This window comes from Providencia sp. wls1914, from assembly GCF_009706645.1.
In the GTDB taxonomy this organism is placed as follows: domain Bacteria; phylum Pseudomonadota; class Gammaproteobacteria; order Enterobacterales; family Enterobacteriaceae; genus Providencia; species Providencia zhijiangensis.
The window spans coordinates 446,969-461,435 of record NZ_WLUN01000004.1 but is presented as its reverse complement, the minus strand read 5'-3'; the positions used below and the strand labels follow the sequence as shown (position 1 = coordinate 461,435).

General features: G+C 43.1%; 9 protein-coding genes and 2 pseudogenes. 5 read left to right on the top strand and 6 right to left on the bottom strand.

Annotated elements, in window-relative coordinates; all coding sequences use genetic code 11:
* Nucleotides 1-35: 35 nt before the first annotated feature.
* Nucleotides 36-1,289, bottom strand: a complete 1,254-nt coding sequence (gene glyA, locus GKR74_RS04290) for a serine hydroxymethyltransferase (RefSeq protein ID WP_036949469.1) — start codon at nucleotides 1,287-1,289, stop codon at nucleotides 36-38.
* Nucleotides 1,290-1,639: 350 nt separating this feature from the next.
* Between glyA and hmpA the strand changes: the two genes are divergently transcribed.
* Nucleotides 1,640-2,839 (top strand): NO-inducible flavohemoprotein, encoded by a 1,200-nt coding sequence (hmpA, locus tag GKR74_RS04285; protein ID WP_154602668.1) that lies wholly within the window; start codon nucleotides 1,640-1,642, stop codon nucleotides 2,837-2,839.
* A 142-nt stretch (nucleotides 2,840-2,981) separates the two neighbouring features.
* Here hmpA and glnB read toward each other — a convergent pair whose 3' ends face one another.
* The 5 genes and pseudogenes from glnB to GKR74_RS04260 form a co-directional block, all read right to left on the bottom strand.
* Entirely contained in the window at nucleotides 2,982-3,320 is a 339-nt protein-coding gene (gene glnB, locus GKR74_RS04280; protein WP_004921424.1) for a nitrogen regulatory protein P-II, read from the bottom strand.
* Between the two features lie 12 nt (nucleotides 3,321-3,332).
* A complete protein-coding gene (locus GKR74_RS04275) occupies nucleotides 3,333-4,955 on the bottom strand; it encodes an NAD+ synthase (RefSeq protein ID WP_154602667.1) in 1,623 nt (540 codons plus the stop codon).
* A 41-nt stretch (nucleotides 4,956-4,996) separates the two neighbouring features.
* Nucleotides 4,997-6,337 (bottom strand): two-component system response regulator GlrR, encoded by a 1,341-nt coding sequence (gene glrR, locus GKR74_RS04270; RefSeq protein ID WP_154602666.1) that lies wholly within the window; start codon nucleotides 6,335-6,337, stop codon nucleotides 4,997-4,999.
* A pseudogene (gene qseG / locus GKR74_RS04265) lies at nucleotides 6,280-7,098 on the bottom strand (two-component system QseEF-associated lipoprotein QseG). The gene glrR and the pseudogene qseG overlap by 58 nt, the downstream one beginning before the upstream one ends.
* Nucleotides 7,099-7,169: 71 nt before the next feature.
* On the bottom strand, nucleotides 7,170-8,609 hold the full coding sequence (locus tag GKR74_RS04260; RefSeq protein ID WP_154602664.1) for a sensor histidine kinase: 1,440 nt from the start codon (nucleotides 8,607-8,609) through the stop codon (nucleotides 7,170-7,172).
* A 925-nt stretch (nucleotides 8,610-9,534) separates the two neighbouring features.
* Between GKR74_RS04260 and GKR74_RS04255 the strand changes: the two genes are divergently transcribed.
* From GKR74_RS04255 to uhpC, 4 genes and pseudogenes are all read left to right on the top strand, one after another.
* On the top strand, nucleotides 9,535-10,560 hold the full coding sequence (locus GKR74_RS04255) for a methyltransferase (RefSeq protein WP_154602663.1): 1,026 nt from the start codon (nucleotides 9,535-9,537) through the stop codon (nucleotides 10,558-10,560).
* Between the two features lie 248 nt (nucleotides 10,561-10,808).
* Entirely contained in the window at nucleotides 10,809-11,435 is a 627-nt protein-coding gene (locus tag GKR74_RS04250; protein ID WP_154602662.1) for a response regulator, read from the top strand.
* A 47-nt stretch (nucleotides 11,436-11,482) separates the two neighbouring features.
* Nucleotides 11,483-13,030 (top strand): annotated as a pseudogene (locus GKR74_RS04245) (MASE1 domain-containing sensor histidine kinase).
* 85 nt (nucleotides 13,031-13,115) lie between these two features.
* Nucleotides 13,116-14,441 (top strand): MFS transporter family glucose-6-phosphate receptor UhpC, encoded by a 1,326-nt coding sequence (uhpC, locus tag GKR74_RS04240; RefSeq protein ID WP_154602660.1) that lies wholly within the window; start codon nucleotides 13,116-13,118, stop codon nucleotides 14,439-14,441.
* The last annotated feature ends 26 nt before the right edge of the window (nucleotides 14,442-14,467 follow it).

Here is a 14,467-nt window from a genome sequence, read left to right as displayed (position 1 = left end):
GTGCTAATTCACTGCACGCTATTGGTTAATTACCATTATGCGTAAACTGGGTATTTTTTGCAGATAGCTAATACTTTCTGTTTAACAGCTTCAATGGTTGCTTCGTCATTGAGGTTGTCCAGAATATCACACATCCAGCCAGCTAGCTCGCGTGCATCTGCTTCATTGAAGCCACGACGTGTAATTGCAGGAGAACCGATACGCACACCAGAAGTGACAAACGGGCTCTTCGGATCGTTAGGTACGCTGTTTTTGTTTACCGTAATGTTTGCGCGACCCAGTGCAGCGTCAGCATCTTTACCAGTGATATCTTTGTCAACTAAGTCAACTAAGAACAGGTGGTTTTCAGTACCGCCAGACACCACTTTAAAGCCGCGTTTTTGGAAAACTTCTACCATTGCTTTCGCATTTTTTGCAACTTGCTGTTGGTAAGTTTTGAACGCAGGCTCCATCGCTTCTTTCAGTGCTACCGCTTTACCAGCGATAACGTGCATCAGAGGACCGCCTTGTGAACCTGGGAATACCGCAGAGTTCAAACGCTTATACAGGTCTTCGTCGCCGCCTTTAGCTAAAATCAGACCACCACGTGGGCCCGCTAAAGTTTTGTGTGTTGTTGTCGTAACGACGTGAGCATGTGGAACTGGGTTAGGGTAAACACCCGCCGCCACCAGACCCGCAACGTGTGCCATATCAACGAACAGGTAGGCACCGATGCTGTCAGCGATTTCACGCATTTTAGCCCAATCAACCACACCAGAATATGCGGAGAAGCCGCCGATGATCATTTTTGGTTGATGTTTTTTCGCTTGAGCCGCGATATCGTCGTAATCGATTTTACCGCTTTCATCGATACCGTAAGGAACGATGTTATACAGTTTACCGGAGAAGTTTACTGGAGAACCGTGAGTTAAGTGACCGCCGTGCGCCAGGTTCATACCTAATACAGTGTCACCTGGTTGCAGCAGCGCCATATAGACCGCAGCGTTAGCTTGTGAACCAGAGTGTGGCTGTACGTTTGCGTAGTCAGCACCAAATAACTCTTTCGCGCGGTCGATAGCTAATTGCTCAACCACATCAACGAATTCACAACCACCATAATAACGTTTAGTTGGATAACCTTCCGCATACTTATTGGTCAGCTGAGAGCCTTGAGCCTGCATAACTCGTGGGCTGGTATAGTTTTCAGAAGCAATTAATTCAATGTGTTCTTCTTGACGTTGTACTTCTTTTTCCATTGCTTCCCACAGTTGTGGGTCGTAATCTGCAATATTCATTTCACGCTTTAACATTCGCTTCTCCTGCCTCAGCAATTCAATAAGGTAACAATCAATTCAACTTAATGACTGACAGTGTAAACTCTTTTTCGTCGTTGAGATAGCCCCTAAGAAAAAATATACGCAAACGATTGCATTAATTTTTTTGCTTTCAGATACCTTTAAACAACACAAAATATAATAGCGCACATTTCAATAATACCGAGACGAATATCTAACTTTGCTAGCTACCTCTAATTTTGCGGTGAATTCCCCCACTTTTTGATGCGTTAATTATTTACATTTCCCGCTAAATATTATAAGTTGCATGCAAAATGCATGTTTATAAATTCATAATATTATGAAAATAATTCAGGAGTACCTGTATGCTTGACCAACAAACTATCGCCACAATTAAATCCACCATCCCTGCCATCGCAGCAACTGGCCCTAAATTAACCGCTCACTTTTATGACAGAATGTTTAAACAACATCCTGAGCTGAAAGATATTTTCAATATGAGAAATCAAACGAATGGCGATCAGCGTGAAGCCCTATTCAACGCTATTTGCGCTTATGCAGTCCATATTGAAACCCCTGAAGCGTTAATTGGCGCAGTGGAGAAAATTGCCCAGAAACATGCCAGTTTAAATATCAAACCTGAGCACTACCCAATTGTTGGGGAAAACCTGCTCGCTGCGATTGATGAGCTGCTTAGCCCAGGCCAAGAAGTGTTAGACGCATGGGGAAGAGCTTATGGCGTGCTGGCGGATATTTTCATTAATCGTGAAAGCACGATTTACCGTGAAAATGCGGAAAAGTCCGGAGGATGGGAAGGTTTACGTGAATTCAAAGTCACTAAAAAACAACCTCAAAGTGCTGTTATCACCAGTTTTGAACTCACTCCGGTAGATGGTAAAGCGGTGGCGGATTATCGTCCAGGGCAATATATTACTGTGTACCTGAATGAAAATAGTTTTGAAAATCAAGAAATTCGCCAGTATTCACTCACTACTGCGCCAAATGGGAAAACCTACCGTATTGCGGTGAAACGTGAAGAGCAAGGCACCGTTTCTGGCTTCTTACATCAAAATCTCAATGAAGGCGATATTGTTCGTTTAGCGCCACCATGCGGTGATTTTTACCTTGATGTCGAACCGAAAACGCCAGTGACTTTAATTTCTGCTGGCGTCGGCTTAACACCAATGCTCAGCATGCTTAACCACCTCACCATGCACCAACATCAAGCACCTGTGAATTGGCTACATGCTGCTGAAAATGGGGATGTACACGCTTTTAATCAAGAAGTTAGCCAGTTGATATCACAACATACCCAAGGTCATTCAGCAGTTTGGTTTAATCAACCAGCGCCACAAGATCAACTGGGTGAAGATTACCAATACCGTGGATTACTGGATTTAACACAAGTTAAAGAGAAAGTGCTTCAGCCAAATATGCAATTCTATTTCTGTGGACCTGTCGGCTTTATGCAACATGTTGGAAAGCAGTTAATTGAAATGGGTATTGCTGCTGATAACATTCATTATGAGTGTTTTGGCCCTCATAAAGTATTACCGTTAAATTAATCGCAGTTATTCATTATAGTGAATTGTTTTTAAAACTTTAGTTATAAATATTTTTTAATTTTTGCGGTAACGGACTCGCATATAAATATATTATCATCCCATGTAGGATATATTTATCCCGTTACCGCATTTTTCATTCTAGTTAAATCGCTTCTTCATCCTGCTCACCCGTACGAATACGAATGACGCGAGCGACATCATACACAAAGATTTTTCCATCACCGATTTTACCGGTTTGCGCCGTTTGCATAATAGTTTCTACACAGCTTTCAACAATATCATCCGGCACAACGATTTCAATTTTTACCTTTGGTAAAAAATCCACCATATATTCCGCGCCACGATACAGTTCAGTGTGACCTTTTTGGCGACCAAAGCCTTTCACTTCAGTCACCGTCATACCCGTGATCCCCACTTCGGCTAACGCTTCGCGCACATCATCAAGTTTGAATGGCTTTATAATTGCATCAATTTTTTTCATTTTCAGTTCCTGTTATGACCAGTTTTTACGGCCAAAACCTGAGGTAATCGGATAACGACGATCTTTACCGAAATTACGCATTGTGATCCGCGGTCCAACAGGAGCCTGACGGCGCTTATATTCGTTAATATCGACAAGACGCACAACTTTGCGAACAATTTCTCTATCAAATCCGAGCTTGATAAGGTCAGCTACAGATAAATCTTTTTCTACATAACCGTCTAAGATGGCATCTAACACATCGTAAGGCGGTAAACTATCTTGGTCTAATTGCCCTGGAGCCAGTTCCGCTGAAGGTGGTCTATCAATCACGCGCTGCGGAATTGCTGGCGATATTGTATTACGATATTTAGCCAGTTCAAAGACCAGCGTTTTTGGCACATCTTTAAGGACATCGAAGCCCCCCGCCATATCACCATACAACGTTGAATACCCAACTGCGGATTCGCTTTTATTGCTGGTCGTCAATACTAAACGGCGACGCTTATTGGACATCGCCATTAAGATCACGGCGCGACAACGAGCTTGTAAGTTCTCTTCCGTGGTATCCGGTTGAGTGCCTTCAAACAATGGTTGCAATTGCGTCATAAAAGCATCAAACATTGGTTCGATGGAGACGATATCAAACTCAACACCCAGTAATTCCGCTTGCTCTTTAGCATCATGGATGCTCATTTCAGAGGTGTAACGGAACGGCATCATAACGGCTTGAACCCGATCTTTACCGATAGCATCCGCCGCAATCGCCACAGTTAATCCTGAATCAATCCCACCGGATAACCCTAAAATCGCCCCATTAAAGCCATTTTTGTTGATGTAATCGCGGGTTGCTAACACTAATGCTTGATACACCTGCGCAATTTGAGACGCTTCAGGCTGCTTCGGCTGCTCAGTCACTAATTTCACATCTTCAAAGGTGACTGTCGCCACTTGTTCCGCAAACTCAGCCATTTGGTAGACTTGCTTGCCTTTGTTTGCCAGCACTTTCGAGCCGCCATCAAACACGAGTTCGTCTTGTCCACCCACTTGGTTAAGATAGACAATCGGCAAACCGGTACGCTGAGCATGTTCCACCAGCAGATCACTGCGAATGTGCTCTTTGTTTAAATCATACGGTGAAGCATTAATGGTGAGAACTAACTCAGCACCCGCCCCTTTCACCGCATCAATCGGCTCGTCATACCAAATATCTTCGCAAATCAGTAAACCGAGCTGATAACCTTTGAATTCCACCACGCAGGTTTTTTCCGCTGCAGTGAAATAACGAGGCTCATCAAAAACACCATAATTAGGCAGCTCTTGCTTAAAGTAACGGGCTAATAGCTTGCCTTGGTAGAAAAATGATAATGCGTTATAAATTTCATTATCTTCGTACCACGGGTGACCCACGATGATCCCGCATTGACCGCTAGCTTGTTGTAAACGTTTTAATTGCGCGGTGCAACGCTCTTCAAAATCGTGGCGGAAGAGTAAATCTTCAGGGGAGTACCCTGTTAGAGCCAACTCAGAAAACATGACAATATCAGTATTTTCAGCCTGTTCTTCAACAGTTTGCAACATACGATCGCAGTTGCCTTCGATGTCGCCAACCAGCCAGTTAAGTTGTGCCAGTGAGATATTAAGCTTACGGCTCATAACGTGTTTGTTCTCCCTTAATCCTTTAGGCTATAAAGGTTTTATTCTTTAAAATCATTCGCTTCTAAATCGTGACGCCCAAGTAATTTATAAAACTCGGTACGGTTGCGTCCCGCCATGCGTGCAGCTTGGGTCACGTTGCCTTTGGTCATCTGCAATAATTTACGCAGATAATTTAATTCGAATTGGTTACGCGCCTCCACAAAGGTCGGTAGCGCCGTATTTTCGCCTTCCAGAGCTTGGCTAACGAGGGCTTCGCTGATCACTGGAGATGTCGTCAATGCGACACACTGCTCAATCACGTTCACTAATTGGCGCACGTTTCCGGGCCAACTTGCGGTCATCAAGCACTTCATCGCATCGCTCGAAAAACTGCGCACAAAGGGTTTATGGCGGCTCGCAGCTTCACGTAATAAATGATTAGCTAATAACGGAATATCTTCCGAGCGTTCATTCAACGCAGGGATCCGCAAGTTCACCACATTCAAACGATAATAGAGATCTTCACGGAACTCATTTTTTTCCATCGCTTTCGGTAAGTTACGGTGGGTCGCAGAAATAATGCGTACATCAATATCTAAATCGCGATTACTTCCTAGCGGGCGAACTTTACGTTCTTGTAGAACACGCAGCAATTTGACTTGCAGCGGCATCGGCATGTCACCAATTTCGTCTAAAAAGAGCGTCCCACCGCTGGCAGCAAAAAATAGCCCTTCACGGCTACTGACAGCTCCCGTAAACGCGCCTTTAGCATGTCCAAACAGTTCAGATTCCAGCAATTGTTCAGGTAATGCGCCACAGTTGATTGCGATAAACGGTTTATGAGCACGCGGGCTAACTTTATGGATAGCCTGCGCTAATACTTCTTTACCCGTACCACTTTGCCCATTAATCAGTACACTCACATCCGATTGTGCCACCATATGCGCCTGCTCAAGCAAGCGGATCATCAGCGGGCTACGAGTGACAATGCCAGCGCTCCACTCTTCATCACTCATCGGTGAGGAAGATAATGCTAACGCTTCATCAATGGCTTTATAAAGCGCATCTTTATCAACGGGTTTGGTTAAGAAACTAAACACCCCGCGCTGCGTTGCCGCAACCGCATCAGGGATCGAACCATGAGCAGTGAGAATAATCACCGGAAGATTAGGGTGGGCTTTTTGCACTTCATCAAACAGCGCCATGCCGTCCATTTCATCCATGCGTAAATCGCTAATAACGAGGTCGATTTTTTCTTTCTGGAGTAATTTTAGTGCTTCAGGCCCACTTTCCGCTGTTGAGACTTTAAAACCTTCACTGCTCAAACGCATACCAAGTAATTTTAGCAGGCTAGGATCATCATCCACCAAAAGTAAGTTAGCTGACTTACGGCCGGTCATTGTGCTTTATTCTCCGAGGAATTTTGTTCGGCTGGGGCTGGCTTCGTTTCTGTTGGCTCAGCGACAGCGGCTTCATCTTCTTTTTCAACTTCATTCGCATTTTTCTTACGAGAAGAGAGCTGGCGTTCAATATCCGTTAAGTTCTCTAACTTGCGGGAAGTACTATTAAGCTCAAAACGCAACTTGGCATTATCTTCTTTTAGACGGTCAAGCTTTGCATCCATCTCTTGCTGCATACGTTTATAACGGGCATTTGCATCTGCAAGATTGATCACTTGAACCTGCTGCTCGCGCCACAATTGCAATAATGGGCGAATTGGCGTTGGGAAGCTCAAACTATAGGTGTTGATGCTATCGAGCATTTGGCGACGTTCAGCGATTGTCGGCTCAGCTGAACCTAATAGAATGTTTTTAGTAAATGAAGTAGACCAATCATTCACTTCAATCTTTTTCGCTTCAGCACGGGCTTTGTCAGCATCCATTCTGTCCACACAGCCCATCATACGTAACCAATAGAGGGCATTTTCCTGTGAAACAGGTTCTTGATTTTCCCAGATTGATTCACAAGAAGCGTAACGGTAATCCGTGGTTTTCACTTCTGGGATAACGACTTTGGCGAGAGTTTCTAATGGTGATTGACCGTTCTTCGCCACACACCCCGTTAAAATGAGCGAGAATAAAATCATTCCCAAAGGAGTACCTACGCGGGAAGACTTAATACTTGCCCCACGGCGAATTGAGATTGTTTTTGTCTTTAACAATCTCGCTTTTGTCTTCAACAATATTGCGTTACACAATACCGTCAAAAAATTTGTAGACCTGTTTTGCATTATTATTCGTTCTCTGCGGTTAAAGGCAATTCAATTCGGAAGCAAACATCCGCGGATTTATGTGGCACTAATGATAATTCACCACCCATCTGCTTAATACAATCTTGCGCGATGCTAAGCCCTAACCCACTTCCTTTGACGGCGCCTTTTCTTTGGAGGCTGCCTTGATAGAAAGGTTCAAAAATCATATTTTGCTCAGACTCAGGGATAGGCGTGCCCGTATTGGCAACCTCAATGAGTAACTTATTCCCCGTCCTGCGGCTTGAGATCCAAATATTACCTGATTCGCCACCATAGTGCACCGCATTGGAGTAGATATTATCAATAACCCTTCCGAGTAAGGTCGGTTCTGCAAGGCAACTGTCCACCTTTAAGCGAACATCAGTGGTAATATCTTTCGCTCTTGCGGGTAAATTATGTGCATTAACAATATCTTCAATAAGCTTTTTCAAATCGACTTGCTGGGCAACGGGCGGCTCATCGACTAATTTCCGATTATAGTCAAGAAGCTGTTCAATAAGTTGCTGAAGATGCTTACTGCTCTGGTCAAGAATATCAACGACCTCTTTTTGCGAGCTGGTTAACGGACCTGCAACCTCATCCGCCAACAACTCCGTCCCTTCTCGCATACTGGCTAATGGCGTTTTCAGCTCATGGGAAATATGACGTAAAAACTCATGGCGCTGGGATTCTAACCAAGCCAATCGCTCACTTAACCAAATAATTCGCTGAGCAATGATCCGTAGCTCTCTTGGGCCTTTAAAGCGGTCAGTATCATTTTCCAGAGTCAATCCTGTTCCTAAACGGTTAATCATTCGCTCAATGATTTTAACCGGGCCGATAATCATACGAGTAAATAAGGTCACCAACAGTGCGCTTAGCAAGAAGAGGATCAGTGTTTGCCAACCAAATAATTGTCCTTTATTCGCAATGGCTTTTTGAAGCTGTTCACCGCGGCTAAAAATAACCTCTCGAGTTTGCTGAACGACAGCCGTATTTTGTGCTGAGAATTGCTCTAACACTTTAGTCGTGGCTTCCATCGGTTCATTATTTTCACAACTAATCGCTTTCAGCTTTTGCAGCCCAGTAAAGAGCCCTAGCACTTCAGGTGTCTCTGGCAAAATAGTTTTTTGGCGTTCCAGCATCTGTTCATAATCAGCAAACTGCTTTTCATACTGCGTCTGTAAGGCTTTATCTTGCAATACACAATACTGGCGATAGCTGCGCTCCATTTCCAGCGCGAGGCTACTCATCGCTTCACTGCGCCGAGCATCAAGCAGCGTAGTTTTATTGATATCCGCAGCCTGGTTACTCAATTGTTCTAGACTTTGATAAGCCTGATAAGCCAATACCAATAATGGTAAAAGGACTAACCAAAAAGCCATGACCACTAACTGCCGCAATGAGCGCGGAAAAAGACGCAATTTACTCAACGCATTCATCTCTTGCCTATTTATATGTAATTCAATGGTAGCAGAACTCCCGTTAATGCGAAAAGTGCTGTTTACATTGATGATAGAGAAACCAATAGACAAATAGATAGCAATGAACATGCCAAAAAAGTAACTGAAACGTGAATGATTTCAGATAAATAGATTAAATATACCGCGATTGAATGGAAGGGTTAATTTGATAGAAAGGAATATTGATGCCCCAGAAATGGGAAGGCGGAGGGAAGAATTGCTTCTCACCTCCGCCAGCGATACTCGGCATTACGCTTGAATGTCGATTTTTTGCATATGATTATGTCTTTCATTAAAGATAATCATATAGGTGGTGCCTCACTCCACGTGTCGCCCTGTGTTTGATAAAGCTCGAAAGCGAATATCGATGATATCGGACGGTAGGCACCTTACTTTGGCATCATTCGGGTTTTATGTGGTATGTTCCCATTTGCTAGGTTTCCCCAAGCTTGGACCTACATAAGCAATTGAATGAGCAACTAACAAATATTATGCACAACCCATGCCAATTTTTCAATGAAGTTTTTATTTAATTGATTTTTATATGAATTTATTTTCTTACTCATTTGCATCATTTCTGAATTGCTCTGAATACAGAAAAACACCACTTACCCACCACAAATCTGTCTCCAATTTAAGACAGTGAATCCCCTCATTTTTAAATAACTTATTTATCAATAAGATAAATGTCTCCTTTTAGAGACACCAAAGATCCATGTTTGTCGCCAATATTAGACATTTAGGTTAAGTCGCATTCGGGTAACAATGAAAGCTAGTGTAACCTAGTGATCTTATTGTTTTTTATATTGGCATAGTTAATTTATAGTTTTGATGGTTTCTCCCTTCCCTACGATACTTCAAGTTCCTAATAAAAATACCCTATTCATTTATATACGGAGACTCTATGAGCTTGTCGTTATCTCACTCTTTTTCTCATCTAGAACCTGGCGTTCGATTAATTCACAAATCCGTTGGTTTTATTTTTCAGGCAGCCTTACGTGCGGCAGTAAAATTAGAGTTGGCTGAACATCTGCAAAACGGCCCTCAAACCGCTGAGCAAATCGCACAAAAAATTGATGCAAATGCCACGATGATCCATCAGATTCTACGCCTACTTGCCACACAAAATATTTTCTCCGCTATTGATGATTGCCAATTCACGCTAACTCCGGATGCTGAATTTCTGCTAGCCGAACATCCTTATTCGATGCGAGGAGCCATCTTAATGCTTACTGACCAAACATTTTGGCTACCTTCATTATATTTCTCAGAGATGGCTCGAGGAGAACCCGTTTTTGAACATATCTTCGGCAAGTCCTTTTTTGATTACTGGGAAAAACAAGCTAACGCCGCTGATAATTTTCATGATGGCATGGCATCACTCTCACGAATTGAAATTCCATCGATCATCGCCCAATATGCGTTCCCGGAAAATAGCGTAATCGCCGATATTGGTGGCGGAACTGGAGGGTTACTCCTCGAAATATTGAAGAACAACCCCAAAACACAAGGCATTCTCTTTGATCTGAAAGCCGTGGTTGACAAACACATTCTGCATGATTTAAACGAAGATACACGCTGGACCATTGAAAATGGCTCTTTCTTTGAAAAAGTTCCTACTGCGGACTTTTATATCTTAAAAATGATAGCCCATGACTGGAACGATCAACAACTAGTGAAAATATTCAACGTCATCCGTAACGCCATGAAAGATGACTCAAAAATCCTACTGATTGATTACCATTTCCCACACAGTAACCACCTTCATGTTGGAAAATTAATGGGACTTTTATGCACCAACATCAACGTGGGTGCTGATGAACGTTCTAAAGAAGATTTTGAGCTGCTATTGCATCAAGCAGACTTAAAAGTCACCAACTTTATTAAAACTGACTGTGATTTATCAATTCTTGAAGCCCAAATAAGCTAATTCCTTTCTCACACTCGCTTTCACGGTATTTTAGCAGCGAGTGTATAGTCATTCACCAAAACCTATTTTATTTGATGGCAAACTCACTTCATCCCCAAATAAAATATTGCCATCCTATTTATTATCGCTATGATCCTGCGCGTTTCATTTCTGATGTACGTCAGAATTTTATGTTATTCCGCTAGCTTATCCATCCCTATATTGATATAAGACTGGCAAATGGTCTCCTACTTACTCTTAACATTACAATGATAAAAATAGCCCTTATTGATGACCATATTGTTGTTCGCTCCGGTTTTGCCCAATTACTGACGTTAGAACCTGACATTAGTATTGTGGGGCAATATGCGAGTGCGCAAGAAGCATGGCCACACCTAATTAGCCTCGATATTGATGTGGCAATTATGGATATATCAATGCCAGATGAGAGCGGTTTACAACTGCTAACCCGTTTACGTAAAAAAAAGCCCGAGTTTCGTACTATTATTTTAAGCATCTATGACACCCCTGCTTTCGTGCAAAGTGCACTCGATGCTGGTGCCAGCGCCTATCTCACCAAATGCTGCGGACCTGAAGAATTAGTCCAAGCGGTACGTTCTGTTTACCAAGGTGGATGCTACTTGTGTGCTGATGCAATGCGCGCCTTGCGCCAAACACCGCAGCAAAAACAAGGTGTTCAAGAACTCACTAACCGTGAGCGCGAAGTCTTTGATTTACTGGTGGCAGGTCTCAGTGTGAAAGTCATAGCGGAACAATTAAACCTCAGCCATAAAACAGTGCATGTACATCGCGCGAATGTTCTCGGGAAATTGCAATGCGAAAACACCATTGATTTAGTGCACTACGCCTTAGAACACAACATCATTTCTCGATAGACAGACTTTCTTTCCAGTAAGGTAACGCCCTAACAAGGTAAATAGTAATGAACAAAGCGGCTCGTTTAGGATTACAGTCTCTATTCCTATTATTTACCTACTCACTGATTTGGGTGGGATTATGGATCATCGGCTTTTATCTCAGCCAAAATAGCTTCCAAGCCACCCTATTTCTACCGCAAGCCTTACGCCTCACCTTGATGATCCTCTTATGGCGACGCTACTGGCCAACCGTTTTACTCGCTGAAGGGCTGCTGACCTACTGGCTTGCAGAAGAACAATTACTCACTCAACCTATTTTGCTGTTATCCCCAATATTGAGCCTGCTGGTTGCGATGGTTATCCAAAATATTTGGTGGCGATATACACTTTATTGGCAAAGACTTATTTTGTTACTGGCTGGTGTGGCCGCCAATAGCATACTCAATGCCTTACTGTTGGGGCTTTTATCTCAATATTCCATTAGCCAATTATTCTTAACCACATTCACAGGTGGAATTCTCCTCTCCCCCTTTGTTTATCTTATCTATGAATACTTGCATGAGCAGCACTATCATATGCTGCTCGACTACGGAACCACGGATAAGCAATTACGTACTTCATTGATTATTTGGTGTTTTCTTTTCTGTCTCGTCGGCTTAAGTGCCCAAATTTTCTTTGCCCCTGAAATTGAGCAACTGATTGTTTTATTGGTCTTTATTCCCAATATTTTTATGGCATATCGTTATGGCTGGCAAGGCGGTGTATTATCCGCATTACTGGGAAGCTTAATCATCACCTTTGCAAGACAGTTCCAAGGTGCTTTTGATGATCTCCAAGAGCTACAACTCTTTTTAAGCTCTCAAGCCCTGATTGGTATTGGATTAGGTATTGCAATCAGCCGCCAAAAGCAACTCTCAAGTAACTTACAACGCTACCGCCAGCGATTAGAAGAAGAGCTTCATGCCCGTCGTGATTTAATGCGCCAATTAGTCCACACCGAAGAAGATGTAAAGAAAGATATCGCTCGTGAACTTCATGATGAAATTGGACAAAATATTACTGCAATCCAAATCCAATCTATGTTGGTGAAAAAAACTGCGGCTAACGATTTAAGCTATAACGCTGCTAGCCAAATTAACGAGCTGGCACTACAGATCCACCAAGCCACCCGCCATCTATTGCGCCAATTACGTCCGCCTGTACTCGATGAAATGTCCCTTGAAAACGCACTCACCCATTTAATTGGTGAATTTGCTTTTAAAGAAAACAATATTCAATGTGACTTTCATTACGGATTAACTGAAACCCCAGCCAATGAAACAGTGTTATTCACCCTTTACCGTTTAGTTCAAGAGCTACTGAACAATATCAGTAAGCACGCCAAAGCCACAAAAATCCACATATCACTAAATCAACATGGTGACTCGATACAGCTAATTGTTGATGATAATGGTGTGGGCATCCCCTTTAGCAAACGCACATCAGGCTTTGGTTTGCGTGGAATTGAGGAGCGAGTCAGAGCCTTAGGTGGCGACTGGACGCTAACGACCCAAAGTGGTACCAAAATAATTGTTAACTTGCCCACATTTTGAAATGAAATAATGAAAAACTAGGAATTATTCTTAGTCTCCTAATACCTTATCTCATCCTTTTATTTAAAAACTTCATTACATTCTGCCAAACGGGAGAAACACAATCATGACGGGTACAAGCAAACTGGATCTGGATAACAATTACCGTTTCTGGCGTCGCCGCCTGATGTTTTCCATGATCATCGGTTATGCCGCTTTTTACCTTACCCGTAAAAGCTTTAATTTTGTGATGCCCGTTATGCAGGCAGAACTGTTTTTAGACAAAAGTGATATTGGTTGGATCGCCTCAGCATTTTACCTTGCGTATGGTCTATCCAAGTTTATATCCGGTATTTTCCATGACATTACAGGCTACCGTTGGTTTATGGGGGTTGGTCTCGTAATGACAGGGATCCTCAATATCATTTTTGCCTACTGTTTATCGTTCCCTGCACTGTTAGTCGTTTGGACGTTAAACGGATTTTTCCAAGGCTGGGGTTGGCCGCCCTGTGCTCGCATTCTCACTCATTGGTACTCACGTAATGAACGGGGCTTTTGGTGGGGACTGTGGAATATCTCCATCAATCTTGGAGGAATGGCGCTACCGCTGTTAGCAGCATTGTTGGCGACCCATTACAGTTGGCAGATGGCGCTGATCGTACCGGGAATTATTGGGGTTATTTTAGGATTATGGCTATGCCGCCAGCTCCGAGGGACGCCCAAAGAAGAGCATTTACCCACGGTAGGACAGTGGCGACATGATGCATTAGAGTTACGCCAAGAGCAGCTTTCTCCCCCACAATCCATGTGGGTGATTTTAAAACAAACCATTGTGTTTAACCCAATGATTTGGCTGCTCGGTTTCACCTACATTTTGGTTTATCTCATCCGTATTGGGATAAACGATTGGGGAAATTTATGGCTAACCGAAACACACGGAAGCAATTTATTAAGTGCCAATGCCACGTTAGCGCTGTTTGAATTAGGTGGTTTATTGGGCGCACTATGCGCGGGTTGGGGTTCCGACCTCCTGTTTCGAGGACAACGCGCACCGATGATTTTGCTGTTTTCCTTAGGTCTATTCGTTTCTGTGAACGCCTTATGGTTAATACCAATTCATCACTACGGGCTATTAGCTGCATGCTTCTTAGCCAACGGTTTCTTTGTATTTGGACCACAGATGTTAGTCGGTCTAGCTGCTACAGAATATTGTCATAAAAAGGCAGCTGGAACGGTAACGGGTTATCTTGGGTTGTATGCTTATCTAGGGGCGGCAATCGCAGGATGGCCGCTCTCTCAGGTGATTGCCAATTATGGTTGGTCAGGGATGTTTACCTTACTCGCCAGTGCAGCTGCTTTGATGGGGCTACTACTGATGCCTCTTTTGATTGCCAATGTCAGCAAAAGAGAGCATTTAGCCGGTGCAGTTTCACCGACACATAATAATAGTTAATCCGAAAACGTGAATAAAGGACTGAC

What these genes read in the sequence shown, in the direction of transcription:
- glyA (WP_036949469.1), bottom strand. Translation starts at nt 1,289, where the DNA reads ATGTTAAAGCGTGAAATGAATATTGCAGATTACGACCCACAACTGTGG.
- hmpA (WP_154602668.1), top strand. Translation starts at nt 1,640, where the DNA reads ATGCTTGACCAACAAACTATCGCCACAATTAAATCCACCATCCCTGCC.
- glnB (WP_004921424.1), bottom strand. Translation starts at nt 3,320, where the DNA reads ATGAAAAAAATTGATGCAATTATAAAGCCATTCAAACTTGATGATGTG.
- GKR74_RS04275 (WP_154602667.1), bottom strand. Translation starts at nt 4,955, where the DNA reads ATGAGCCGTAAGCTTAATATCTCACTGGCACAACTTAACTGGCTGGTT.
- glrR (WP_154602666.1), bottom strand. Translation starts at nt 6,337, where the DNA reads ATGACCGGCCGTAAGTCAGCTAACTTACTTTTGGTGGATGATGATCCT.
- GKR74_RS04260 (WP_154602664.1), bottom strand. Translation starts at nt 8,609, where the DNA reads ATGAATGCGTTGAGTAAATTGCGTCTTTTTCCGCGCTCATTGCGGCAG.
- GKR74_RS04255 (WP_154602663.1), top strand. Translation starts at nt 9,535, where the DNA reads ATGAGCTTGTCGTTATCTCACTCTTTTTCTCATCTAGAACCTGGCGTT.
- GKR74_RS04250 (WP_154602662.1), top strand. Translation starts at nt 10,809, where the DNA reads ATGATAAAAATAGCCCTTATTGATGACCATATTGTTGTTCGCTCCGGT.
- uhpC (WP_154602660.1), top strand. Translation starts at nt 13,116, where the DNA reads ATGACGGGTACAAGCAAACTGGATCTGGATAACAATTACCGTTTCTGG.